26 protein-coding genes are annotated in these 22,592 nt (G+C 61.8%); 12 read left to right on the top strand and 14 right to left on the bottom strand.

All coding sequences use genetic code 11. The annotated features are described in order from the left end of the window. The first annotated feature begins 30 nt into the window (after positions 1–30). Positions 31–495, top strand: a complete 465-nt coding sequence (locus SOP95_RS11640) for a TIGR02444 family protein (protein ID WP_323607198.1) — start codon at positions 31–33, stop codon at positions 493–495. Here the strand turns inward: SOP95_RS11640 and SOP95_RS11635 are convergent. Then, a complete protein-coding gene (locus SOP95_RS11635; protein WP_323607197.1) occupies positions 492–1,661 on the bottom strand; it encodes an AlgP family protein in 1,170 nt (389 codons plus the stop codon). The genes SOP95_RS11640 and SOP95_RS11635 overlap by 4 nt on opposite strands. A 192-nt stretch (positions 1,662–1,853) precedes the next feature. Here SOP95_RS11635 and SOP95_RS11630 point away from each other — a divergent pair, with 192 nt between their 5' ends. After that, a complete protein-coding gene (locus tag SOP95_RS11630) occupies positions 1,854–2,519 on the top strand; it encodes an FKBP-type peptidyl-prolyl cis-trans isomerase (protein ID WP_274073680.1) in 666 nt (221 codons plus the stop codon). Positions 2,520–2,580: 61 nt separating this feature from the next. Here the strand turns inward: SOP95_RS11630 and rsd are convergent, their stop codons facing one another. The 7 genes from rsd to SOP95_RS11595 form a co-directional block, all read right to left on the bottom strand. Continuing rightward, on the bottom strand, positions 2,581–3,039 hold the full coding sequence (gene rsd / locus SOP95_RS11625; RefSeq protein ID WP_274073681.1) for a sigma D regulator: 459 nt from the start codon (positions 3,037–3,039) through the stop codon (positions 2,581–2,583). Positions 3,040–3,216: 177 nt separating this feature from the next. Then, positions 3,217–3,768 (bottom strand): disulfide bond formation protein B, encoded by a 552-nt coding sequence (locus SOP95_RS11620; RefSeq protein WP_323607195.1) that lies wholly within the window; start codon positions 3,766–3,768, stop codon positions 3,217–3,219. Positions 3,769–3,998: 230 nt separating this feature from the next. Beyond that, positions 3,999–5,237, bottom strand: a complete 1,239-nt coding sequence (locus SOP95_RS11615; RefSeq protein WP_274073683.1) for a heme biosynthesis protein HemY — start codon at positions 5,235–5,237, stop codon at positions 3,999–4,001. Next, the gene (locus tag SOP95_RS11610) at positions 5,234–6,394 is read right to left on the bottom strand and encodes a uroporphyrinogen-III C-methyltransferase (RefSeq protein WP_274073684.1); all 1,161 of its coding nucleotides are present in this window, start codon (positions 6,392–6,394) and stop codon (positions 5,234–5,236) included. Before SOP95_RS11610 ends, SOP95_RS11615 begins: the two co-directional genes overlap by 4 nt. 17 nt (positions 6,395–6,411) lie before the next feature. Continuing rightward, positions 6,412–7,179 carry a uroporphyrinogen-III synthase gene (locus SOP95_RS11605; RefSeq protein WP_323607193.1) on the bottom strand — a complete coding sequence of 256 codons (768 nt, stop codon included), beginning with the start codon at positions 7,177–7,179 and terminating at the stop codon, positions 6,412–6,414. Next, the gene (gene hemC / locus SOP95_RS11600; protein ID WP_274073686.1) at positions 7,176–8,117 is read right to left on the bottom strand and encodes a hydroxymethylbilane synthase; all 942 of its coding nucleotides are present in this window, start codon (positions 8,115–8,117) and stop codon (positions 7,176–7,178) included. Before hemC ends, SOP95_RS11605 begins: the two co-directional genes overlap by 4 nt. Before the next feature lie 138 nt (positions 8,118–8,255). Beyond that, a complete protein-coding gene (locus SOP95_RS11595) occupies positions 8,256–9,002 on the bottom strand; it encodes a LytR/AlgR family response regulator transcription factor (RefSeq protein WP_046818480.1) in 747 nt (248 codons plus the stop codon). A 529-nt stretch (positions 9,003–9,531) separates the two neighbouring features. On the opposite strand from SOP95_RS11595, the gene argH reads away from it, so the two are divergent. Then, a complete protein-coding gene (gene argH / locus SOP95_RS11590; protein ID WP_274073687.1) occupies positions 9,532–10,926 on the top strand; it encodes an argininosuccinate lyase in 1,395 nt (464 codons plus the stop codon). A gap of 118 nt (positions 10,927–11,044) precedes the next feature. Here argH and SOP95_RS11585 read toward each other — a convergent pair whose 3' ends face one another. Next, positions 11,045–11,704 carry a glutathione S-transferase family protein gene (locus SOP95_RS11585; protein ID WP_323607188.1) on the bottom strand — a complete coding sequence of 220 codons (660 nt, stop codon included), beginning with the start codon at positions 11,702–11,704 and terminating at the stop codon, positions 11,045–11,047. A gap of 124 nt (positions 11,705–11,828) precedes the next feature. Between SOP95_RS11585 and SOP95_RS11580 the strand changes: the two genes are divergently transcribed. From SOP95_RS11580 to SOP95_RS11570, 3 genes are all read left to right on the top strand, one after another. Then, complete coding sequence (locus SOP95_RS11580; protein ID WP_274073689.1) at positions 11,829–12,113, top strand: hypothetical protein; 285 nt, start codon at positions 11,829–11,831, stop codon at positions 12,111–12,113. Positions 12,114–12,197: 84 nt separating this feature from the next. After that, positions 12,198–12,443, top strand: a complete 246-nt coding sequence (locus SOP95_RS11575) for a TIGR02647 family protein (RefSeq protein ID WP_274073690.1) — start codon at positions 12,198–12,200, stop codon at positions 12,441–12,443. Between the two features lie 194 nt (positions 12,444–12,637). Next, complete coding sequence (locus tag SOP95_RS11570) at positions 12,638–15,484, top strand: class I adenylate cyclase (RefSeq protein ID WP_323607185.1); 2,847 nt, start codon at positions 12,638–12,640, stop codon at positions 15,482–15,484. Positions 15,485–15,491: 7 nt separating this feature from the next. Here SOP95_RS11570 and rnk read toward each other — a convergent pair whose 3' ends face one another. The 3 genes from rnk to cyaY form a co-directional block, all read right to left on the bottom strand. Continuing rightward, positions 15,492–15,902: a nucleoside diphosphate kinase regulator gene (gene rnk / locus SOP95_RS11565; protein WP_274073692.1), complete on the bottom strand. Its 411-nt coding sequence runs from the start codon at positions 15,900–15,902 to the stop codon at positions 15,492–15,494. 153 nt (positions 15,903–16,055) lie between these two features. Then, positions 16,056–16,283, bottom strand: coding sequence for a DUF1289 domain-containing protein (locus SOP95_RS11560; RefSeq protein WP_323607184.1), 228 nt, complete (start codon positions 16,281–16,283; stop codon positions 16,056–16,058). 4 nt (positions 16,284–16,287) lie between these two features. Continuing rightward, entirely contained in the window at positions 16,288–16,620 is a 333-nt protein-coding gene (gene cyaY / locus SOP95_RS11555; protein WP_274073694.1) for an iron donor protein CyaY, read from the bottom strand. Between the two features lie 318 nt (positions 16,621–16,938). Between cyaY and lptM the strand changes: the two genes are divergently transcribed. The 6 genes from lptM to SOP95_RS11525 are packed head-to-tail and all read left to right on the top strand — an operon-like array spanning position 16,939 to position 21,557. Beyond that, on the top strand, positions 16,939–17,112 hold the full coding sequence (gene lptM, locus SOP95_RS11550; protein ID WP_137807209.1) for an LPS translocon maturation chaperone LptM: 174 nt from the start codon (positions 16,939–16,941) through the stop codon (positions 17,110–17,112). A gap of 12 nt (positions 17,113–17,124) precedes the next feature. After that, the gene (gene lysA / locus SOP95_RS11545; protein WP_274073695.1) at positions 17,125–18,372 is read left to right on the top strand and encodes a diaminopimelate decarboxylase; all 1,248 of its coding nucleotides are present in this window, start codon (positions 17,125–17,127) and stop codon (positions 18,370–18,372) included. Between the two features lie 4 nt (positions 18,373–18,376). Further along, positions 18,377–19,207, top strand: a complete 831-nt coding sequence (gene dapF / locus SOP95_RS11540; protein WP_323607182.1) for a diaminopimelate epimerase — start codon at positions 18,377–18,379, stop codon at positions 19,205–19,207. A 13-nt stretch (positions 19,208–19,220) separates the two neighbouring features. Beyond that, a complete protein-coding gene (locus SOP95_RS11535) occupies positions 19,221–19,946 on the top strand; it encodes a DUF484 family protein (protein ID WP_323607180.1) in 726 nt (241 codons plus the stop codon). Between the two features lies 1 nt (position 19,947). Further along, positions 19,948–20,844 carry a tyrosine recombinase XerC gene (gene xerC, locus SOP95_RS11530; protein ID WP_274073698.1) on the top strand — a complete coding sequence of 299 codons (897 nt, stop codon included), beginning with the start codon at positions 19,948–19,950 and terminating at the stop codon, positions 20,842–20,844. Then, the gene (locus SOP95_RS11525; RefSeq protein WP_323607178.1) at positions 20,844–21,557 is read left to right on the top strand and encodes an HAD family hydrolase; all 714 of its coding nucleotides are present in this window, start codon (positions 20,844–20,846) and stop codon (positions 21,555–21,557) included. The genes xerC and SOP95_RS11525 overlap by 1 nt, the downstream gene beginning before the upstream one ends. 157 nt (positions 21,558–21,714) lie before the next feature. On the opposite strand, the gene sutA is transcribed toward SOP95_RS11525, so the two are convergent. Both sutA and SOP95_RS11515 read right to left on the bottom strand, forming a co-directional pair. After that, entirely contained in the window at positions 21,715–22,038 is a 324-nt protein-coding gene (gene sutA, locus SOP95_RS11520; protein ID WP_007980816.1) for a transcriptional regulator SutA, read from the bottom strand. A 101-nt stretch (positions 22,039–22,139) separates the two neighbouring features. Beyond that, a complete protein-coding gene (locus tag SOP95_RS11515) occupies positions 22,140–22,565 on the bottom strand; it encodes a secondary thiamine-phosphate synthase enzyme YjbQ (RefSeq protein WP_007989493.1) in 426 nt (141 codons plus the stop codon). Between the last annotated feature and the right edge of the window lie 27 nt (positions 22,566–22,592).

Below are 22,592 nucleotides of genomic sequence, written 5' to 3'. Positions count from 1 at the left end.
GCTTCGCTCGCAACTGGCGCGAGTAGCACTATGTCCTCTGACCTGTGGAGCTTTTCCCTGACCCTTTATGCCCGCCCTGGTGTTGAACAGGCGTGCCTGCAATTGCAGTCGGCCGGGGTCAGTGTGTGTCTGCTGCTGTGCGGGGCATGGCTGGGACAGCGGGGTATCGCCTGCAATGAACAACGCCTGCAGCAACTTCGCGGTGTGGCGCAAGCCTGGGACGCTGATGTCGTGCAGCCGTTGCGGGCACTGCGCATGCAATGGAAAGTTGCCGCCACGCAGGATGCCGAACTGCACTCGCTACGCGAACAGGTCAAGACACTTGAGTTGGAGGCCGAGCGAATTCTGTTATTGCGCCTGGAGCGATCGGCCGAAGGCTGGCCGCAAGCTGCCGCGACCGACCTGGCGGTCTGGCTGGAAGGTGTGACGGCAGAGGCCGCCCACCTCGACCGCGACGCGCTGCATCAGCTGCGCGTCGCGGTAACCGGCACTTAAGAAGCGCTGGTTGGGGTGGAGCTGTTGCTCGACGGTGCCACTGGCGTTGGCGCAGTGGAGGCAGTCGAGGCCGTTGCTGTCGGCGCAGGAGCAGCCGAAGCGGTTGGTGCTGGCGCTGGAGTCGCTGGCTTGGCAGCAGGCGCCGGAGTCGGCTTGGCGACAGGCGCCGGAGTCGGCTTGGCGACAGGGGCCGGCTTGGTAGCAGCGGCCGGTTTTTTCACAGCAGGTTTTGCAGCTGGTTTGGCTGCTGGTTTTGCCGCGGCAGGCTTGGCTGCCGGTTTCGCTGCGGCAGGTTTTGCGGCAGCGGTTTTAGCAGCCGGTTTGGCGGCAGGTTTGGCGGCTGCTTTTGCCGCCGGTTTGGCTGCTGGTTTTGCAGCTGACTTGGCAGCGGTTTTAGCCGCGACAGGTTTTGCGGCCGGCTTGGCAGCAGGTTTTGCAGCGGCAGTTCTGGCAGCTGGTTTGGCGGCTGCGGTTTTCGCCGCGGCAGGTTTCGCAGCAGCAGTTTTGGCGGCCGGTTTGGCAGCTGGTTTCGCAGCAGCGGTTTTCGCCGCGGTTGTCCGGGCAGCAGGTTTGGCAGCTGCAGTTCTAGCCGCCGGTTTTGCAGCGCTGGCCGCGACAGGTTTTTTCGCCGCAGTTGTTGCAGCAGGTTTGGCTGCGGCTTTCACCGGTGCCTTGGCGGCAGGTTTGGCGGCAGGCTTGGCCGGTGCTTTTGCGGCAACCGGTTTGGCAGCGGCTTTCTTCGCAGGGGCCGCAGCAGGCTTGGCCGAACGCAGGGACAACGCCTTGCCGACAGCCTCTTGTACGCGACCAACACCCTGGGCCAGTTTCAGGCTTTCCTGGGCATCGCGCTTGAGTTGCAGAATGTAGCCGCGAGTTTCCGATTGACGATCCTTGAGTGCATCAAGCAGGTCCTCGAGCTGTTTCACCGCGTCCTTCGCTTTGGTCTGCGCCTTGGCCTTTCCAGCCGCCGCTGCGTCCTGCAATTTGGTACGGGATTTGTGCAATTTCTCTTGCGCTTTTCCGCGCTGCTTTTCCAGTTTGGCGAGCAGTTTTTCAGCATCGGCCAAAGCTTCGGAACAAGCGTTTTCGAGATGCTCGAGCAAGCTGCCCGAGAGTTGTTGGAGCAGGTGCAACGGAGTACTTACAGGCTTCTTGGTGGCCGACATGGTTTACCTCCTGGCTGGCGTGAGTGCGGCTCATACTAGACCTCTGCTGCTACCGCCGCTAGGGCATCTTGACAGTATCCAAAGCGCTGCGTTGCAACGAATTGAAAATGTTCTGTGCCGACGCAAAAGCAGTTCACCGTTAAACGCATTCACGCTGGCATAATCGCCCGCAACTCAGGCCGGAGAGTGCCCATGTCGCGCTACCTTTTTTTATCGCTGTGCGTGATAGTTTCCGTGGCCAACGCCGCTGAAAAAAACCAGGAAAAAGAGGCTCACGATCTCGCTTACAGCCTGGGCGCAAGTCTCGGCGAACGCTTGCGCCAGGAGGTGCCCGAATTGCAGATCCAGGCACTGGTCGACGGATTGCAGCAGGCCTATCAAGGCAAGCCACTGGCGTTGAAGGACGAGCAGATCGAACGGATTCTGGCCGAGCACCAAGCCCTGGCTGCGACGCAATCGCCTACGCCGGAAAGTGAATTGGCTTTGGAAAAAGAGCAGCGTTTTCTCAGCGAAGAAAGAGCCAGGCCCGGGGTTCGTCAACTGGCCGATGGCATCCTGCTGACAGAGCTGGCACCCGGGACAGGTGACAAGGCCGGGCCGAATGGCAAGGTGCAGGTTTTGTATGTCGGTCGCCTGCCTGACGGCACAGTGTTCGACCAGAACAGCCAGCCGCAATGGTTCAGTCTCGACAGTGTGATCAGCGGCTGGCGCAGCGCCCTGCAAGACATGCCGGTCGGTGCGAAATGGCGCCTGGTGATTCCATCGGCGCAAGCCTATGGCGCCGACGGTGCCGGTGACTTGATCGCGCCGTACACGCCCCTGGTATTCGAAGTCGAGTTACGCGGCGCAGCCGGCTGAAAAGCAGAAACGAAAACGGTGCGCATCGCGCACCGTTTCACTGACATTGCAGGAGCTCGGTTCAGGCCTGAACCGGAGCCTCTTCCTTGTGAGCGGTATGCAGCACTTCGATCAGGCAGTCTTCCAGCTCAAAACGCTCATGCAACAGCCCACCCAGTTCCTTGAACTTCTCCGCGACGCATTTGCCGGCATCACACAAATCATTGAAAGCGAGCAGTTTCTCGGTGATGACGTCGATGCGCGGGTAGATCGTCTCGGCGAGTTCCAGGCCACGCTTGTCATTGAAGGCCTTGGCCTCCCCCGTCAGCTGTTCGTAGATCTCGAAGTGGCCGGCGGATACGTAGTCGACCAGCACCCCACAGAATTCCTGCAAAGGTTTTCGGTTTTCGCCTAACGCCTCAGGCTTCTCGCCGAGCGTGTCATAGGCCCGAACCAGTTCGTGACGTTCCTGCAACCAACGATCGATCAGCAGATGTACTCCACCCCAACGTTCCTGAGCATTCTGACAACTTTCGAGCATGGCGGTCTCTCTTCCCTTGTGGGTCATGCTGCTCTACACCTGTCGCACACTTGAGAATCAAGATTCGACCAGGCAGAGCGTCATCGAGCAACATAAATCCAATGACACGTGCGGGCCAGATTATGCCCGCACGACGGTGGCTTCAAGGTACGCAGACGATAAAGTTCATACAAGTGTTTAATCGCCGGCAAGTACCCGCTGCGCCGACTCGCCGCCGAGCGGTCGTCGGCTGACGCTCAAGACCAGGCGTATCAGCTGATAAATACTCAGGATCATCACCGCAACGAAGAACAGCAGGCTCCATTCCGGGATACTCAAATCGAACAGCGTCCAGGCGATCCGCGGGCAGTCGACGGCACCCTGGAACAGCCTATGCACGGCATTCAGCCACGGTGCGCTGGTGAATACTTCGACCAGGTCAGGTGAGCAGGCGGAAAGTTGATGCACCGGATCGGTTTGCAGCAACACCTGGCGCCAGGCCGTGAAGGTCCCCAACAGGCTGCAGGACAGCCCGAGCAGCCAGTACACGAAGGATCCCAGGCGACCGGGACCGTGCACCGCAGCCATCAGGCAAAAACCGCTCAACAGCGCCAGGCAAGCCCGCTGCACCAGACACAGACCACAGGGGCTGAGGCCTACCGCATATTCCAGGTAATAGGAAACGCCCAGGGCCAGGGCGCCTGCGATAAACACAGTAAAAAACAGGGAGCGTGGGCAGGCCAACGACATGGCGTTTCCGTAACGATCAAGAGTCCGGCCGCTACGGTAGTGGAAAGCGCGCAACCCTTACAAGGCGGGCAGATGCAGACATTTCAGCAATTGCGTAGGGAAATCCCGACAGACATCAGAGGATCAGATGAAGTGGTCTGTAGGACTTTGCTGAATGCGGACTGCGAAGGGAGAATTCCGACAGGATCCGCGGTTCGGATCGCCCACTCGAGCGATCCTTCACGCAGCGATCAACCGTGCGCCAACACCGGCAGCGGTGCCGCCAGCAAGCGCTCATCAAGCAAGCCCAGGCCTTCCTGGAACAGCTGGTTGCTGCGCTCGGTATCGCCCATCTGCGCCAGCAGGCGTGCCAGTTCGGCACAGGCTTCCGGGTTGCGCTGGACTCGCAGACTGCTTTCCAGATAGTCCCGGGCCTTGCCCCACAGACTGCTTTGCAGGCACAGGCGACCCAGTGTCAGCAACAGGCCTGGATCGGTCGGATGATCTTTCAGCCAGCCCTCGGCGAGGTGCAGCTGGCGAGCCGGGTCACTGCCGCGCACCAAGCCATAGAGGCGCGCCAGATGGCTGTCGTAGTTGCGTTTCAATGCCGTGCGCAAGACCTCTTCGGCCTCGACCTGGGCCCCCAGTTGCCGCAGCTGCTCGGCATAGGCGAGGACCAATTGCGGCTCCTGGCGCTGAGCAGAGGTCAGCTGCTGCCAGGCGCGATCAAGCGCTTGCAGACCGAGAGCCCCTTCCTCTTCCCGATGCGCTGCCAGGGACAGGTTCTCACCCCAGGCCCGACGCTCCAGTTCCGCCAGTTCAGGTGCGGGCAGGACTTTGTCCTTGCGCAGCTCAGGCAGCAGGCGAATCACCGCCGACCAGTCGCCTCGCTGCTGATGCAGGCGCTGCAACTGACGCAGGACCTGTGCGTTATGCGGATGGCGCTCGTGCATCGCCTCCAGGGTCGCCAGGGCGCCTTCGGTATCACCGCGATCGGTCTGCAATTGCGCGTGGTTCAAGGCAATCGCCAACTCGGCCTGGGGCTGTCGCTCCAGCGCACGCTCCAGCAGGTTGTCACTTTCTTCGTAACGACCCTGCTCGTTCGCGGCGCGGGCAGCCCCAAGGTAGTAAAGCAGCGGCTGGCGCTCGGCCTCTGCGGCCCGATGCAAATGACGCTGCGCGCTGGCCCAGCGACCTTCGGCCAGGTCCAGTTGTCCGTGCTCGATCGCCACCTGGACCCGGCGACTGCGATTGCGCCGTGACCACGGATTGACCACGCCACCGGAGGTCGTCACCAGCTCGACCAAGGCCTTGATGCCCCAGACGACCAGCCAGAGAACGGCAACCACGGCCAGGGTCGCCCACAGGCTCGATTCGTAGCGAAAGCTCTTGTAGGCGATCAGGACGTAACCGGAATGCTCGGCGATGGCCAGGCCCAGGGCGGCCGCCGCCGCAATGGCCAGGAACACGATCACATAGAGGCGTTTCATGGGGTGGCCTCCTGCGCGGTATTGGCCGCAGGTTTGGCCATCGGCTTGATCGAGTCTTCGGCGTTGACGTTACGCCGTTCCAGGTAACCCTGGACCGCACTCAGGGTCCCGGTCAGGTCCGGGGTGACCACGGAGACCGGTTGCTTGCTCAGTTCGGCCACCTGCTCGAGCATCACTTTGCTCTGGGGATTGTCCGGGTTGAAGTTGCCCTTGAGCACATCCCGCGCCTCTGCCAGTGCCTGGGCATACACCGCTGCCTGACCGTTAAGCGCGGCCCATTGCGCCTGCTCCAGCGCCAGGCTCAGGGCAAGACGGACCTGGCTCAGGCTCTGCCCGGCCAGCAATGGGCGGACATTCTTGTCGGCGTTGAAATCGATACGGATGTAGCGCGAGATCTGATCCCACCATTGCGCCCAGCGACTGGCGCCGTCGCCATCGGCGGTCAGCCCCAGCAGGGATTCGCCACGGTCCTTGTACTCGGGCGCAAGCTCGGTGAGGCTGATCACCTGGTCGCGCAATGCCCCCAGGCGCAGGAACAGACCGGTGCGATCCGGCTGCTCGGTGCTGCGCAAGGCCACCAGGGTCTTGGCCACTTGCTCGCGGGCGGCGAAGGAACCGGGGTCGTTCTGCTCACGGAGAATTTCATCGGCACCCTGCACCAGGGCCTGGGCGCTGCTGATGTCCTGCAACGCCGAAAGGCGCAGGCTGGCCAGGCGCAGCAAGTGCTCGGCCTCCGCCAGGCGCCAGTCCTTGCGGCTGGCGCCGAGGACGGTTTCCAGGCGTTGATTCAAGCGTTGCTGGTCGCCCTGCAACTGAGTCACCAGGCGGCTGCGTTCTTCCAGCACATCGGCATTGGGCAGTTGTTCCAGGCGCGCACTCAGGCGCTGCTCGTTCAGCTTCAGGCTCTGCGCCTGATCGTTCAAAGCCTGCACCTGACTCAGTTGCTGCTGGGTATTGGCTTGCAAGTGCCGCACTTGCCAGACTCCCCAGCCACCCACTGCGACACCGACGGCGCCTACCAGCAGCGCGACGATTGCCAGCCCGTTTCCTCGGCGCTGCTGCTCGACAGGGGGTGGTTGCAGTTCATCAAGAGGTGCATCAGCCGGTGCATCGAGCACTGGCCGCGAGTCATCTTTAGGCAAGGCTGTTTCGCTCACGTATCCATCCTTTGCATTTAGAGAACGGGCACGGGATGCTCCCGTAACGCCGTCAGCAAAGCCGCGGCACTGGCGCCACGACAATCCACAACTGTCAGGGCCCCGGCGGCACGTGCCAGCTCGGCGACCCTGGGGCTTGGTACAAACAACGGCAACCGCGCCAACTGCGGCCAGGCATCGCCAGCCAATTGATGCAGGTGCTCAAAACCCTGTCCACTGCTGACCACCAGCGCATTCAGGCGTTCCGCCTCGATCCGCTGCCCGAGGGCTGCGGCCGGGTATTGCGGCAGCTCGCGGCGGTACAACTCCAGATACTCGACACTAGCACCTCGCTCGCGCAAACGCTCAGCCAGCAGTTCGCGTCCACCCTCCCCGCGCAGGATCAGCACCCGCGGATCAGGCCGGGCGACAGCCTCGCGCAGCGCTGCAAGTTCAAGCAAGGCCTCGCTGTCATCGCCTTGCGCCGGGAAGCTCACGTCCAACCCGCGAGCCTCAAGGATCTGCGCCGTCGCAGCGCCGACACTGAACCACTTCACGCGCGTTGCTTGCGGGCCAAACCGGTCGAGCAGTTCGACACCGATGCGCGCCGCCGGCTTGCTGACCACGATCACGGCGCAGTAGCGATCCAGTTCGCGGAACGCTTTACCCATTGTCCCAGAGACCGGGATCGGCACTATGTCCAAAAGCGGCAAGCTGCTGCTGAAAATCCCCTGTTCGGCCAACAGGCTGCCTAGCGCCGCCGACTCATCCGCCGGACGCGTCAGCAGCAGGCGCCAGCCTGTCACTCGTGACCTGCCTCGCCATACACCGCCTTGAGGATATCCGCAGCGCCCTGGCTCAAGAGGTCTTCGGCCACCCGCACACCCAAGGCTTCGGCATCGCCACGCGGCGCACGCGCCTGGGCACTGAGCAGCAGACTGCCAGCGGGATCCCCCACCAGCCCACGCAGCCAGACTTCCTCGCCCTCGAGCACGGCGTAACAGGCGATCGGCACCTGGCAGCCGCCATTGAGGTGCTTGTTAAGGGCGCGTTCGGCGCTCACGCGGATCGCGGTGTCCTGGTGATGCAGCGGCGCCAGCAGGGCGTGAATTTCGCTGTCCGCGGTGCGGCACTCGATGCCCACCGCGCCCTGGCCACCGGCCGGCAGACTGTCGTCGACGCTGATGGCCGAGGTGATGCGATCTTCAAAGCCCAACCGGATCAAGCCTGCGGACGCCAGGATGATGGCGTCGTATTCGCCAGCGTCGAGCTTGGCCAGGCGGGTGTTGACGTTGCCGCGCAGGAAACGGATTTCCAGGTCTGGACGTCGGCTCAGCAGCTGGGCCTGGCGGCGCAGGCTGGAGGTACCGACGATGCTGCCCGCAGGCAACGCCTCGAGGCTGGCGTAGGTGTTGGACACGAATGCATCGCGGGGGTCTTCGCGCTCGCAGATACAGAACAGACCGAGGCCTTCAGGGAAGTCCATCGGCACGTCTTTCATCGAGTGCACGGCGATGTCGGCTTCGTTTTCCAGCAGCGCGGTTTCCAGTTCCTTGACGAACAGGCCCTTGCCGCCGATTTTCGACAGCGGCGAGTCGAGCAGCTTGTCGCCGCGACTGACCATGGGTACGAGGGTCACGAGCAGACCCGGATGGGCCTGCTCCAGACGGGCTTTGACGTATTCGGCCTGCCACAGGGCAAGAGCGCTTTTGCGGGTGGCGATGCGGATCTGGCGAGAGGACATGGATCAATCCGTACTGAATAGATACGACGGATAATAACAGCTCAGCCAAATCCACTTTGACTTGTATCAGAAACTACTCGGCCTCCCTGGCCCCGGATATCCGGCAATCGGGTGTGCAGTCCGCCTGCGATCAGCGAATCAAAGCTGTTGCATCATTTTCCGCACGCCGGCCACGTGGCGTCGGCTGACGATCAAGGCATCGCCATTGAGGCCCTTGAGGAACAGCTGAAAATGCCCCAGCGGTGTTCGTTGCAAGCGCTCGATGCGCTCGCGAGCGACCAGTGCGTTGCGGTGGATGCGCACGAAACGGTCACCGAATTCATCTTCAAGGGCTTTGAGGGGCTCATCGAGCAGCACCTCGCCGCTTTCGTGGCGCAAGGTCACGTACTTGTGGTCGGCGATAAAATAGACCACCTGATCCAGCGGGATCAGCTCAATGCCCTTTCGGGTACGGGCACTGATGTGGCTGCGCGGGCCACTGCCACTCTCGGCAGCGGGACGAGTCAGGGCGGCGAGCTGGCCACGGTTGGGCCGTTCGGCTTTTTTCAACGAGTCATGTAACTGTTCAGTTCTCACAGGTTTCACCAGATAGCCTACGGCGCTGGCCTGTAAGGCTTCCACGGCAAATTCATCGGGGCCTGTGCAAAACACCACGGCAGGCGGGGTTTCGCGTTCGCACAATCGCGCGGCCACTTGCAGGCCATCGAGGCCTGGCATGCGGATATCGAGCAGCACGATATCCGGTTTGTGGCTGTCGATCAGTGCCAACGCTTCTTCGCCGTTCGTGGCGCTGGGCTCCAGGACACTGTATCCCTCGAGTTCACCAACCATTCGGCTCAGGCGCTCGCGGGCTAGGGGGTCGTCATCAACGATCAGGACATTCATATTGCGCTGGATTCCTGCGTGAGTCTCGCACAAGGATAGCGTAGACAGGTGAAGTGACGTCCGTCACCGCGATCCACGCTAAGACTAGCGCGAGCGTGAAAAAGTGCCGCTGGTCGGGCAGCTAATTTTTCATCTGCCGGGCGATTAGCGGCCCAGGCCCGCTTTGGCGACACATCGCCACAGGGTTTGCTGATACGCAATATGAACACCCCTCTTCTTATAGTCCTTTTGCGCACCGAGAAGTGCGCTCATCCTCCTGTCCAACTGTAGACGGTTGCCGGAACGATATTGCTCAATTGAAAAATATCGTTGTACTAATAGTGAAAACTGTAGGAGCGAGCCTGCTCGCGATGAACCTGAGAGCGACGGTTTATTCAGAAAGCACGCGTTATCGTTAACGTCCATCGCGAGCAGGCTCGCTCCCACACGAGAAAACCAATCGACCAGTGTCAACGACAGGATTGGCAACCCTGTTATTATCCGCGGCAGCTTTCAACGCCATTTTTCTTCAGCCGATACGAGCGAATTCATGAGCACTGACAAGACCAATCAGTCCTGGGGCGGCCGCTTCAGTGAACCCGTCGACGCCTTCGTCGCCCGCTTCACCGCCTCCGTCACCTTCGACCAGCGCCTGTATCGCCACGACATCATGGGCTCGATCGCCCACGCTACCATGCTGGCCAAGGTCGGCGTGCTGACCGATGCCGAGCGCGACAGCATCATTGATGGCCTGAAGACCATCCAGGGTGAAATCGAGGCTGGCCAGTTCGATTGGCGCGTCGACCTCGAAGACGTGCACATGAACATCGAGGCGCGCCTGACCGACCGCATCGGCGTGACCGGTAAAAAGCTGCACACTGGCCGTAGCCGCAACGACCAGGTCGCCACCGACATTCGCCTGTGGCTGCGTGACGAAATCGACCTGATCCTCGGCGAAATCACCCGCCTGCAAAAAGGCTTGCTGGAGCAGGCTGAGCGCGAAGCGGGCGCCATCATGCCCGGCTTCACCCACCTGCAAACTGCGCAGCCGGTGACCTTCGGGCACCACATGCTGGCCTGGTTCGAAATGCTCAGCCGCGACTACGAGCGCCTGGTCGACTGCCGCAAGCGCACCAACCGCATGCCACTGGGCAGCGCCGCGCTGGCCGGCACCACCTACCCGATCGACCGCGAATACACCGCCCAGTTGCTGGGCTTCGATGCGGTGGGTGGCAACTCACTGGACAACGTGTCCGATCGCGACTTCGCCATCGAGTTCTGCTCGGCCGCCAGCATCGCGATGATGCACTTGTCGCGCTTCTCCGAAGAGCTGGTGCTGTGGACCAGCGCGCAGTTCCAGTTCATCGATCTGCCGGACCGTTTCTGCACCGGCAGCTCGATCATGCCGCAAAAGAAAAACCCGGACGTGCCGGAGCTGGTGCGTGGCAAGAGCGGCCGTGTGTTCGGCGCGCTGATGGGCCTGCTGACCTTGATGAAAGGCCAGCCCCTGGCCTACAACAAGGACAATCAGGAAGACAAGGAACCGCTGTTCGACGCCGCCGATACCCTGCGCGATTCGCTGCGCGCCTTCGCCGACATGATCCCGGCGATCAAGCCCAAGCACGCGATGATGCGCGAAGCTGCCCTGCGCGGCTTCTCCACCGCCACCGACCTGGCCGACTACCTGGTACGTCGCGGCCTGCCCTTCCGCGACTGCCATGAAATCGTCGGCCATGCCGTGAAATACGGCGTGGAAAGCGGCAAGGACCTGGCGGAAATGAGCCTGGAAGAACTGCGCAAGTTCAGCGACCAGATCGATCAGGACGTGTTTGCCGTGCTGACCCTGGAAGGTTCGGTCAATGCCCGCAACCACATCGGCGGCACTGCGCCGGCGCAGGTCAAGGCAGCTGTGGTTCGTGGCCAGGCTTTGATCGCCAGCCGCTAAACCGCCAAAAGCTTCGCCAGCAGGCTGGCTCCCACATTTAACCGAGTTCTTTCAGAAAGAATGTGATCGAATGTGGGAGCCAGCCTGCTGGCGATGCGATCTTAAGAGCGCTGAAAACCTACCTTTTGGACGCGACCATCGCCATGAACGCTGGCATCGCCGCTTCCTTGTCCGCCGCAATCCGCTGCACGTTCGGATTGTCTCCCAAGCGTTCCAGCAGCGCCTTGGCAGCCGGCAGCTCAGCCAGCAGATCGATACCAAAAAGCTTCTTGGCAACCCCACAAGCCAACGGCACGCTGTACAGGAAATACAGATCCGCCACGCTCAGAGTTTCACCGGCCACGTAGGGACTGAATTTTCCGTGCCGGCCTAGCGCCGCAATACCCTGCAACAGTTCAGTCTTGGTTTTTTCCCTGATTGCATCCGGCACGCTCGCGCCGAAAAAAGCCTCGGGGTAACAGGCCCTTCCCGGCAGCTCGATATACAACTCGATCTCCTTGGCCAGCGCCAACACCTGCGCCCGCTCGAACGGATCGCTCGGCAGCAGGGGCGTGCCTTTCTGGCTCTGTTCGATGTACTCGAGAATCACGCTGGTTTCATTGATGAAACCTTGCTCCGTGCGCAGCACCGGGACTTTGCCGCGCGGGCTGATGGCCAGCGCTTCCGGGCTGGTGCCCGCGTAAAACGGCACTTCTTCGAATGGCAGTCCTTTCTCCAGCAGCGCCAGCTTGACCATGTTGTAGTAGTTGCTGACGGAAAAACCATAAAGCTTGAGCATCACAGAGCCTCCAGGCCGTGCGGGGTGGGCAGTGCCTGTTTATAGAACGCCCGAGGCTTTCTTGCCAGCAGCATCACGCTGCTGAATGCGGGTAAACTGGCGACCTTTCCCTGAGGAGCCTGCCATGAGCGAGCCAATCGATATCGATAACGACGAAGAAGAATTTGCCGAAACCACGCTGATCGAAGCCATCGAGAACCAGATCGAAAGCGATAACCCGCCAGCGGCCAAGGCAACGTTCAACAAGCTGACCCTGGTGGGTTACGAGCGTGACGAAATCCTCAACCTGATGGCCCACGTGCTGGCGGTGGAAATCGACGCAATCCTCGAAGAAGACCGCGCGTTCAATACCGAATGGTACGAAGCCGCGCTGCGGGCGCTGCCAGAGTTGCCGCCGGAAAAGAAATAACGCGTCGCCGTGACTGGACATACCGCACGAGTGGGATCACCTTAGGGGCGCTGTCGCCAAATTCCTAGAAAGTCTGGAGTCCTTATGTCGCTTACCCCTGAGTTGGTTGCCGAACTGGAAGTCCTCGCACTCTTCAACCTGGACAGTTCCCAGGAAGGTTTGAAAATTCATCAGACCGCTGCCCCGAAACACGTTGCCGCCGCCAAACGCCTGTTTGAGAAAGAACTGATCGACCAGCCCGATGGCGGTTATCTGACCAGCCTGGGCCGTGACGCCGCGCAAAATGTGCAAACCGTACTGACTATTCTGAGCGTTCAGGAAACAGCCTGAAATCCATCGCATGCCCACGGAAACCCCTGCCACGGGATTTCCGCGGGCGCATTCAGCTGCCTGGCGTCGCCCTGCGATAGAAATCTGACGCCAGAAATACAAAATCAGCTTAAAAGTCCCGGGGCCGAGGCGCTAAACTGCCCCTCATCCCGAGAGCCTCCACGTCCGAGCCCTGCGAGCCGGTTTGAGCTGACATGACCCGCACCCATGAAATCCGCCCCGATCTGGACGAGGGAATCGACCGCAAGGTTCTCAGTCAGCTGCGCGCACGCTTCCTCAAGCTCAACGAGGGGCGCATGGCGCGTGCCATGGAAGGGTTGTCGACGCGCCAGCAAGGGGTGTTGAACCTCCTTCCGCTGTTCTTCCACGTCAATCATCCGCTACTACCGGGTTACGTCTCGGGCAGCACGCCCGCCGGGCTGTCGAATTTCGAGCCGGATGCCAGCGTCCTCGCCGAAGCCCAGCGCCTGACCCGTTCCTTTTCCTATAAGCCGCGCCACGGCAGCAATCCACCCCGACCGATTCATGGCCTGTTCCTGATGGGCAGCCTCGGTACCCTGGCCCAGGCTGAGCAGAGCGATATGGACGTGTGGGTCTGCCACAGTCCGGATCTGAGCGAAAACGAACTCACCGAGTTGCGCAGGAAATGCCAACTGCTGGAAACCTGGGCTGCCAGCCAGGGCGCCGAGGCGCACTTCTTCCTGATCGACCCCGTCCGTTTCGTACGCGGTGAGCGCGACAGCCAGCTGAGCTCCGAAGACTGCGGTACCACCCAGCATTACCTGCTGCTGGACGAGTTTTATCGCACCGCGATCTGGCTGGCGGGACGCACGCCGATCTGGTGGCTGGTGCCGGTGTATGAGGAAGCCAACTATGACCGGTACACCCACACGCTGACGTCCAAGCGCTTCATTCGCGCCGATGAAACACTGGACCTGGGCCATCTGGCCTACATCCCGCCCGGGGAATTCATCGGGGCCGGGCTCTGGCAGTTGTTCAAGGGCATCGAGTCGCCGTACAAATCGGTGCTCAAACTCCTGCTGACCGAGGTGTACGCCAGCGAACACCCCAGGGTCCAATGCCTGAGCCTGCGCTTCAAGCAGGCGGTGTTCGCCAACCGGCTCGACCTCGACGAGCTGGACCCCTATGTCGTGGTCTATCGGCGCATCGCCGAATACCTCATCGCCCGCAATGAACCGGAACGCCTGGAGCTGGTGCGCCGGGCGCTGTACCTGAAGGTCAATCGCAAGCTCACCGGCAACGGCGGGCGCACCCAGGGCTGGCAACGCTCGCTGCTGGAGCGCCTGGCCCACGAATGGCAATGGGACCATCGCCAGTTGGCCCTGCTCGACAGCCGCAGCCAGTGGAAAGTCCGGCAGGTCAGCTCGGAGCGCCGGGCGCTGGTCAACGAACTGAATTTCAGCTATCGCTTCCTGACCCGGTTCGCCCGCCAGGAACACACCATCAGCCTGATCAACAAGCGCGACCTCAGCGTGCTGGGCCGACGCCTGTACGCGGCGTTCGAGCGCAAGGCGGACAAGATCGAGTTCATCAACCCGGGCATCGCCCCGGATCTGGCCGAAGACACCCTGACGCTGGTGTACGCGCCCAGCAGGAAAGAACCGAAACAAAGCCAGTGGGGCTTATACAACGGTAGCCTGACCGTGCTCGAGTGGGAACATTTCGCTCCGATCAAACGCAGTCGCCATCTGCTCGAGCTGCTCGCCTGGTGCCACCGCAACGGTGTGATCGACAGCAGCACCCGCCTGGCCTTGCACCCGGGCAGCAGCGACCTGAGCGAATTCGAGCTGTTCAATTTGCTGGGCAGCCTGCAACAGAGCATTCCCCTGCCTCTGCCGACTGTCGCCGAAGAACCCCTGCTGCGCGCCAGCGTGCCCAGCGAGGTGCTGATCCTGGTCAACGTCGGCATCGATCCGCTCAAGCACCATCGCGAACTGAACATCCTGATGACCACCGAGCGCACCGACTCCTTGAGCTACGCAGGTGTCAGGGAAAACCTGGTGCTGACCCTGGACCAGCTCACGCTCAACAGCTGGAACGAAGTGCTGGTCAGCCGTTATGACGGCCCCCATGCCCTGCTCGATTGCCTGCGCGACTATCTCAACAGCCTGCCCGGCGGGCCGCAGCAGCCCAGGGTGAGGGTCCGTTGTTTCTGCCACAACCGCGCGCAATTCATCGCCCAGCGCATCGAAGACATCCTCGACATCGCGCAGAACCTGCTGCTGAGCAAACTCAATCACCGCTACCTGATCCAGGTCCAGCAGCATTACCACGTGCTGGAGCTGATACCCGGCCAGGTCAAGCACATCGCGCTGGCCACCCTGCCGGCCCTGCTCGATTACCTCGGTGAAGAACGGGCGAGTTACAGCCCGCTGCACCTGGACCCGATGGCGTTGGACGACCAAGACCTGGCGCTACTCCTGCCCATGGGGCGGCCGGACTGCATCCAGGTGTTCTACCGGGTCAACGAAGCGCAGGCCGACCTGTACGTGCTCGATGAATTCAACGCCTTGTGGCAACAGCGCCTGCCGTGGCATGACGAACAAAGCCTGCTGGTGCCCCTGCAGCGTTTCCTGCAATCGATCCAGTACCGGCGCGACGCAGCGCTGCCGATGGACGGGGCACAGCCTGCGAACCTGGACACCCTCTATTACCAACTGCTGCCTTCAGGTGCAGGCAAGGCGCGACGGATCGAAGCCCGATCGGCACCGCAAACCCCGGCCGATAAACCCTTCTATGACGTACAGGCGATCGTCGGCAAAGCCGCACCGGGCAAGGTGCAGGTCACGTTGTATTGCAATCAGCGGGAGTTTTCCGAGCTGGAACATGGCGACCAGCTGTTCAGCGTGGTCGCTCGGGAAATCTTTGAACAACGCCGCGAGACCGAACGCTACCGCTGTTACATCACCGATCTGGACCTTTCGGGCGTGCTCGGTGATGGTCAGGGGTCAAGCCATCTGTATCTGCGCTACAAGGCCGACCTGGAGCGCGCATTGAACGAGGCGCTCGGGCAGGTCTGAGAGGAGGTCACTCGGGGAAGGCGCCGCCGTTGGCTGGCTGCGATTCGACTTCAAGCAGGGTCAGTTTCAAGGTCTTGCCACCCGGCGCCGGCCAGTCGATGTGTTGGCCGACCTTGAGCCCCAGCAGCGCACTGCCGACCGGTGCCAGAATGGAAATCTTGCCCTCGTCGGCGTTGGCATCCTTGGGGTACACCAGCGTCAGGTGATAGTCCTTGCCACTGCCTTCTTCGCGGCAGTGCACACGGGAATTCATGGTCACGACATCGGCGGGCACTTCATCGTGGCCGACCAGTGTATCGGCGCGATCCAGTTCGGTTTGCAGCGCGATAACGCCCGGCAGCGTTTCGTCCAGGCTGTCGATCAGGCGCTCCAGACGTTGTACGTCCAGACGGGTAAGGGTGATGGAAGGTGCGGTCATGATCAGGGCAGACTCCTTTCTTCTGCACGAAAAAAGCAAAACCCCGCCAGAAAAAGGCGGGGTTTTCACAAGCCTCGATGGGTTGAGGCGTACCCGGACACTATCACAGCTCAAAAAATATACAAGCCGCCACCGGCGTACGGCGATGCGCCCCTACCGGGGACCGGCGCCGGTCTTGCGCTGGGAGGCTTGGGTGCAGATGACCCGCCGACGTTCGTCATCCGCCGAGCGCCATTCGCGGATGTCTTCGACATGGCGGAAACACCCGAGACAGACCTTCTGCTCATCCAGCCGGCACACGCCGCTGCACGGCGAAGGGACGGCCGGGCTGACGTTGCTGTACAGCGGCTTGGGTGGCCGCACGGGGACTGGCTGGGTCACGGCGTTACAGGCCTTCGAAATCGAGTTCGATGCCGGCCTGCTGCTCGACGATGCGCTCGAGCATTTCACCCAGCTGCTCTTCGCTCTTGTCGCACATCCAGCGCTCGCTTTCTTCGTCGTAGTCGAAGTGAAAGCCCCCGGACACGGCTGCCAGCCACAGCTGACGCAGCGGTTCCTGGCGACTGAAGATCAGCTGGCTGCCGTTTTCAAACTTGACGGTCAGCACACCGGCCGAGCTCTCCAGATCGATATCCAGGTCACTCTCGTCAAAGATATCCTCCAGCGTCTGCTGGGTGGCATCGACCAGATCGTGGAAACGGGCTTCGGACAAACTCATTACGGCAACCTCAAAAAGTGTCTGATCAGGCTCAAGCGCCGCAAGATACGGACGAGCCCCGCTGATTGCAAAGGATAACGATCATGGGCCCATATAGGTACATCAAACGCTGTACCTGTGGGAGCGGGCTTGCTCGCGAAGAGGCCGGCACATTCAACATCTTCGTTGCCTGAACCACCGCTTTCGCGAGCAAGCCCGCTCCCACAGGGTTCGATGTGTATGCGGCAAGGCCCGCCGGACGGGAGCCCCGTCGCATAGGCAAGCTGCCGGGTGGCCGGTATACTCTGGCGCAATTAATGCATTTTCAAGGATTTCGCCATGAAGCGCTTGATCTCTTCCCTTGCTGCGCTCCTCGCGGTTGCCTGCCTGGTGTCGGCCTGCGGTCAAAAAGGCCCGCTGTACCTGCCCGATGAGGACCAGGACCCGGCAGAGCAGGCTCAGTCCTCGCAAAAGCAGCCGTCCAAATCGCACAAGCACGACGTCTACCAATAATAAGGGAACATCATGGACGCTTTTAACTACCGTGACGGTGAACTGTTCGCGGAAGGTGTTGCCCTGTCTGCTATCGCCGATCGCTTTGGTACACCGACCTACGTTTACTCGCGCGCGCACATCGAAGCCCAATACCTGGCGTATGCCGATGCCCTGGCCGGCATGCCTCACCTGGTCTGCTTTGCGGTCAAGGCCAACTCCAACCTGGGTGTACTGAATGTCCTGGCGCGTCTTGGCGCCGGTTTCGACATCGTCTCCCGTGGCGAACTGGAACGCGTACTGGCCGCCGGTGGCAGCGCCGACAAGATCGTGTTCTCCGGCGTCGGCAAGACCCGTGACGACATGCGTCGTGCCCTGGAAGTCGGCGTGCACTGCTTCAACGTCGAATCCACCGACGAGCTTGAACGCCTGCAAGTGGTGGCCGCCGAGCTGGGTGTTCGTGCGCCGATCTCGCTGCGCGTGAACCCGGACGTCGATGCCGGTACTCACCCGTACATCTCCACCGGTCTCAAAGAGAACAAGTTCGGCATCGCCATCGCCGACGCCGAAGACGTGTATGTGCGTGCCGCGCAGCTGCCGAACCTGGAAGTGGTCGGCGTCGATTGCCATATCGGCTCGCAACTGACCACCCTGCCGCCGTTCATCGATGCCCTCGATCGCCTGCTGGGCCTGGTCGACCGCCTCGGCGATTGCGGCATCTACCTGCGCCACATCGACCTCGGTGGTGGCCTGGGCGTACGTTATCGCGACGAAGAACCGCCATTGGCTGGCGACTACATCAAGGCCGTGCGCGAGCGTCTCGACGGTCGCGACCTGGCCCTGGTGTTCGAGCCGGGCCGCTTCATCGTCGCCAATGCCGGCGTGCTGCTGACCCAGGTCGAGTATCTCAAGCACACCGAGCACAAGGATTTCGCCATCGTCGACGCGGCCATGAACGACCTGATCCGCCCGGCGCTGTACCAGGCCTGGATGGACGTCACCGCCGTGCGCCCGCGCAACAGCGCAGCGCGCGCCTACGACATCGTCGGCCCGATCTGCGAGACCGGCGACTTCCTGGCCAAGGATCGTGAGCTGGCCCTGGAAGAAGGTGATCTGCTGGCTGTGCATTCGGCCGGAGCCTATGGGTTTGTCATGAGCTCCAACTACAACACCCGCGGCCGCGCCGCCGAAGTGTTGGTGGACGGAGACCAGGCATTTGAAGTGCGTCGCCGTGAGACGGTAGCCGAGTTGTTCGCTGGCGAAAGCCTGCTGCCGGAGTAAAACCATGCTGCTGCGTTTTACCAAGATGCACGGCCTGGGCAATGACTTCATGGTCCTCGACCTGGTCAGCCAGCACGCGCATATTCTGCCCAAGCATGCCAAGCAATGGGGCGATCGACACACCGGCATCGGTTTCGACCAGTTGCTGATCGTCGAAGCCCCGAGCAACCCGGACGTGGACTTCCGCTATCGGATCTTCAACTCCGACGGCTCCGAAGTGGAACAGTGCGGCAACGGTGCACGCTGTTTCGCCCGCTTTGTGCTCGACAAGCGCCTGACCGCGAAACGGCAGATCCGTGTCGAAACCAAGAGCGGTATCATCGAGCTCGATGTTCGCAGCGACGGCCAGATCAGTGTCAACATGGGCGCTCCACGCCTGGTGCCGGCCGACATTCCGTTCCAGGCGCCAGAGCAGGCCCTGAACTATCAGGTCGACGTCGATGGCACGCCGGTCGAGCTGGCCGCCGTGTCCATGGGCAACCCCCATGCCGTGGTGCGGGTCAGCGATATCAACAACGCACCGGTGCATGAACTGGGGCCGAAGATCGAACATCACCCGCGCTTCCCGGCACGGGTCAATGTCGGTTTTCTCCAGGTCATCGACCGGAGCCGCGCGCAGTTGCGCGTCTGGGAACGCGGGGCCGGGGAAACCCAGGCCTGCGGGACCGGCGCCTGTGCCGCCGCCGTCGCCGCGATCAGCCAGGGGTGGATGGATTCGCCACTGCTGATCGACCTGCCTGGCGGGCGCCTGTCCATTGAATGGGCAGGCCCTGGCCAACCGGTCATGATGACCGGCCCGGCAGTGCGCGTTTATGAAGGACAAGTGCGTCTTTGAGTGAGCCACAACCATGACCGATAAGCCCCAGGTGCCCGCCCTACAGCCCGACGAATCAGCGTCCGAAAACCTGGAGGCGGCGGCGGTGGCCGCGTACCTGGAGGCTCATCCGGACTTCTTCGTCGAGCACGAAGACCTGCTTGCGTCCTTGCGCATTCCCCACCAGCGCGGCGATACGGTGTCGCTGGTGGAGCGGCAGATGACCATCCTGCGCGACCGCAACATCGAACTGCGCCATCGCCTGTCGCACTTGATGGACGTGGCGCGCGACAATGACCGCCTGTTCGACAAGACCCGCCGACTGATCCTCGCCCTGCTCGATGCCACCAGCCTGGAAGACGTGGTGATCTGCGTCGAAGACAGCCTGCGCCAGGACTTCCAGGTCCCCTTCGTCAGCCTCATCCTGCTCGGCGACAACGCCATGCCGGTGGGTCGCTGGGTGACCCACGCCGACGCCCAGGTGGCCATCGGCGGCTTGTTGCTGGAGGACAAAAGCGTCAGCGGCAGCCTGCGCGAGCACGAGCTGGACTTCCTGTTCGGCGAAGAACAGCGCAAGCAGATCGGCTCCACCGCCGTCGTCGCCATCAGCCATCAAGGCATTCACGGCATCCTGGCCATCGCCAGCCGCGACCCGCAGCACTACAAGAGCTCGGTGGGCACGCTGTTCCTGAGCTACATCGCCGAAGTCATGGGCCGCGTGCTGCCACGGTTCAACAGCTCCCTGCGCTCGGTACGCTGATATGGAACGGCAACTGGACGCTTACTGCGAACACCTGCGCAGTGAGCGGCAGGTGTCGCCACATACACTCTCGGCCTACCGCCGCGACCTCGACAAAGTGCTCGGCTGGTGCGCCAAACAGAACATCGACAGCTGGGCCGCGCTGGACATCCAGCGCCTGCGTAGCCTGGTCGCGCGCCTGCACTCACAAGGTCAGTCGTCCCGCAGCCTGGCGCGACTGCTGTCGGCGGTACGTGGGCTCTATCACTACCTGAACCGCGAAGGCCTCTGCGACCACGATCCGGCCAATGGCCTGGCACCGCCCAAAGGCGAGCGCCGCCTGCCGAAGACCCTCGACACCGACCGTGCCCTGCAACTGCTGGAAGGTGGCGTGGAAGACGACTTTCTGGCGCGTCGGGACCAGGCGATTCTCGAACTGTTCTACTCCTCCGGGTTGCGCCTGTCGGAGCTGACCGGGCTCAATCTCGATCAGCTGGACCTGGCGGACGGCATGGTCCAGGTGCATGGCAAGGGCAGCAAGACCCGCCTGCTGCCAGTCGGCAAAAAAGCCCGCGAGGCGCTGGAAGAGTGGCTGCCACTGCGGGCCATGGCCAATCCGGCGGACGATGCGGTGTTTGTCAGCCAGCAAGGCCGGCGCCTGGGACCGCGGGCGATCCAGCTGCGGGTCAAGGCTGCGGGCGAACGCGAACTGGGACAAAACCTGCACCCGCACATGTTGCGACATTCTTTCGCCAGCCACCTGCTGGAGTCCTCCCAGGACCTGCGGGCGGTGCAGGAACTGCTCGGCCACTCGGACATCAAGACCACGCAGATCTACACCCATCTGGATTTCCAACACCTGGCCACCGTCTACGACAGCGCCCACCCACGGGCCAAACGCATGAAAGGCGACGATTAATGACCCTCCAACTGATCACCTTCGACCTCGATGACACCCTGTGGGACACCGCCCCGGTGATCGTCAGCGCCGAAGCCGTATTGCGTGAATGGCTGACTGAACATGCACCCAACCTGGGCGCGGTGCCGGTGGAGCATTTGTGGGCCATTCGCGAGCGCATCCTGAGCATTGAACCGGCGCTCAAACACCGCATCAGTGCCTTGCGTCGTCGCGTGTTGTTTCAAGCGCTGGAAGAAGCCGGTTATGCCCACGTCGAAGCGTCAGACCTGGCCGACCAGAGCTTCGAAGTGTTCCTGCATGCCCGGCATCAGCTGGAGATCTTCCCGGAGGTGCAACCGACCCTCCAGGCACTGGCCAATCATTACACCCTCGGCGTGGTCACCAACGGCAACGCCGATGTGCGGCGGTTGGGGCTGGCGGACTACTTCAAGTTTGCGTTGTGCGCCGAAGACATCGGCATCGCCAAACCCGATGCGCGACTGTTCCATGAGGCATTGCAGCGCGGAGGTGCAACCGCTGAGACGGCGGTGCATATCGGCGATCATCCAGGCGATGACATTGCCGGCGCCCAGCAGGCAGGGCTGCGGGCGATCTGGTTCAACCCGGCGGGCAAAGTCTGGGAAGCAGAGCGCCTGCCGGATGCCGAGATTCGCAGCCTGACCGAATTGCCGGGATTGTTGGCGCAGTGGAATGGCCTGACGCCGAACCTGTAGGAGCTGGCTTGCCAGCGAAGGCGGCCTCAAGGATTACACAAGATTCAAGGGCCCCTTCGCCGGCAAGCCGGCTCCTACAGGATCTGTGCACGATTTTGAGCCACCCATGAAAAAGCCCGCAGCGACGGCGGGCTTTTTCAGCAAGCGCGTAGCAGCCTCAGATAGGCCGGCTACCGTACTTGTTGTCCGGCTTCTTGGGCGGATCGGCGACCACATTGGCCTCCACTTCCTGCACCTTGCCGCCACGAGCCAGGAACTCTTCCATGGCCTTGGCCAGGGCGTCACGTTCCTTGTTCTTGGCCTCGACACTCGGCAGCTCATCGACCGATACCGCTGCCTTGGCTTTGCCTTTGGCGGTCGGAACGGGGGCATCACCGCCGTCGTCTTCAGCGACGTCTTCCGCCGCTGCTTCCAGACCTTCTTCGGTTTCGTCGTCGTCGCCTACTTCGAGGTCGTCGTTTTCCAGATCATCGTCGCTCATGTTCTACCTCATGACTTGCGAAAAGCAGATTAGTTATAGCCCAGCTTTGCCCTCTGTCGAAGGCTGCCGGAAAAAAATCAACAGCCGCTGCTGACCAGCGGTTATGCCCCTTCACCATGCACGGTGGCGAGGACTTTACGAGCACCGCCATGATCACGGTGCTCGCCCAGATAAACGCCTTGCCAGGTGCCTAACGCCAGTCGGCCCGCCGAAATCGGCAAACTGAGCTGACAGCCAAGCACGCTGGCCTTGAAGTGCGCCGGGAGGTCGTCCAGGCCTTCGTCGTTATGCTCATAGCCGTCTGTTCCTTGTGGGATCAGACGATTGAAAAATCGTTCGAAGTCGCGACGTACCGCCGGATCGGCGTTTTCGTTGATGGTCAACGACGCCGAGGTATGCTGCAGCCACAAATGCAACAGACCGACCCGACACGCCTTGAGTTCAGGCAAGCCGGCGAGTAACTCGTCCGTTACCAGATGAAAGCCCCGAGGCCTCGCCCGCAGGGTAATCAGAGTCTGTTGCCACATACAGTTCTCCGCACGTTCGGGGCGCAT

It is taken from the genome of Pseudomonas sp. YuFO8, from assembly GCF_035065025.1.
Classification (GTDB): Bacteria; Pseudomonadota; Gammaproteobacteria; order Pseudomonadales; family Pseudomonadaceae; genus Aquipseudomonas; species Aquipseudomonas putida_AE.
The sequence above is the reverse complement of the archived record's forward strand: the minus strand, read 5'-3'. Positions and strand labels throughout refer to the sequence as shown.

Coding starts and splice junctions, on each gene's coding strand:
- SOP95_RS11525 (WP_323607178.1), top strand. CDS start 20,844: ATGACCCTCCAACTGATCACCTTCGACCTCGATGACACCCTGTGGGAC.
- xerC (WP_274073698.1), top strand. CDS start 19,948: ATGGAACGGCAACTGGACGCTTACTGCGAACACCTGCGCAGTGAGCGG.
- SOP95_RS11615 (WP_274073683.1), bottom strand. CDS start 5,237: ATGAAACGCCTCTATGTGATCGTGTTCCTGGCCATTGCGGCGGCGGCC.
- dapF (WP_323607182.1), top strand. CDS start 18,377: ATGCTGCTGCGTTTTACCAAGATGCACGGCCTGGGCAATGACTTCATG.
- sutA (WP_007980816.1), bottom strand. CDS start 22,038: ATGAGCGACGATGATCTGGAAAACGACGACCTCGAAGTAGGCGACGAC.
- SOP95_RS11515 (WP_007989493.1), bottom strand. CDS start 22,565: ATGTGGCAACAGACTCTGATTACCCTGCGGGCGAGGCCTCGGGGCTTT.
- argH (WP_274073687.1), top strand. CDS start 9,532: ATGAGCACTGACAAGACCAATCAGTCCTGGGGCGGCCGCTTCAGTGAA.
- SOP95_RS11585 (WP_323607188.1), bottom strand. CDS start 11,704: ATGCTCAAGCTTTATGGTTTTTCCGTCAGCAACTACTACAACATGGTC.
- SOP95_RS11575 (WP_274073690.1), top strand. CDS start 12,198: ATGTCGCTTACCCCTGAGTTGGTTGCCGAACTGGAAGTCCTCGCACTC.
- SOP95_RS11635 (WP_323607197.1), bottom strand. CDS start 1,661: ATGTCGGCCACCAAGAAGCCTGTAAGTACTCCGTTGCACCTGCTCCAA.
- SOP95_RS11580 (WP_274073689.1), top strand. CDS start 11,829: ATGAGCGAGCCAATCGATATCGATAACGACGAAGAAGAATTTGCCGAA.
- lysA (WP_274073695.1), top strand. CDS start 17,125: ATGGACGCTTTTAACTACCGTGACGGTGAACTGTTCGCGGAAGGTGTT.
- SOP95_RS11535 (WP_323607180.1), top strand. CDS start 19,221: ATGACCGATAAGCCCCAGGTGCCCGCCCTACAGCCCGACGAATCAGCG.
- SOP95_RS11640 (WP_323607198.1), top strand. CDS start 31: ATGTCCTCTGACCTGTGGAGCTTTTCCCTGACCCTTTATGCCCGCCCT.
- rsd (WP_274073681.1), bottom strand. CDS start 3,039: ATGCTCGAAAGTTGTCAGAATGCTCAGGAACGTTGGGGTGGAGTACAT.
- SOP95_RS11570 (WP_323607185.1), top strand. CDS start 12,638: ATGACCCGCACCCATGAAATCCGCCCCGATCTGGACGAGGGAATCGAC.
- hemC (WP_274073686.1), bottom strand. CDS start 8,117: ATGTCCTCTCGCCAGATCCGCATCGCCACCCGCAAAAGCGCTCTTGCC.
- SOP95_RS11630 (WP_274073680.1), top strand. CDS start 1,854: ATGTCGCGCTACCTTTTTTTATCGCTGTGCGTGATAGTTTCCGTGGCC.
- SOP95_RS11620 (WP_323607195.1), bottom strand. CDS start 3,768: ATGTCGTTGGCCTGCCCACGCTCCCTGTTTTTTACTGTGTTTATCGCA.
- SOP95_RS11595 (WP_046818480.1), bottom strand. CDS start 9,002: ATGAATGTCCTGATCGTTGATGACGACCCCCTAGCCCGCGAGCGCCTG.
- cyaY (WP_274073694.1), bottom strand. CDS start 16,620: ATGAGTTTGTCCGAAGCCCGTTTCCACGATCTGGTCGATGCCACCCAG.
- rnk (WP_274073692.1), bottom strand. CDS start 15,902: ATGACCGCACCTTCCATCACCCTTACCCGTCTGGACGTACAACGTCTG.
- lptM (WP_137807209.1), top strand. CDS start 16,939: ATGAAGCGCTTGATCTCTTCCCTTGCTGCGCTCCTCGCGGTTGCCTGC.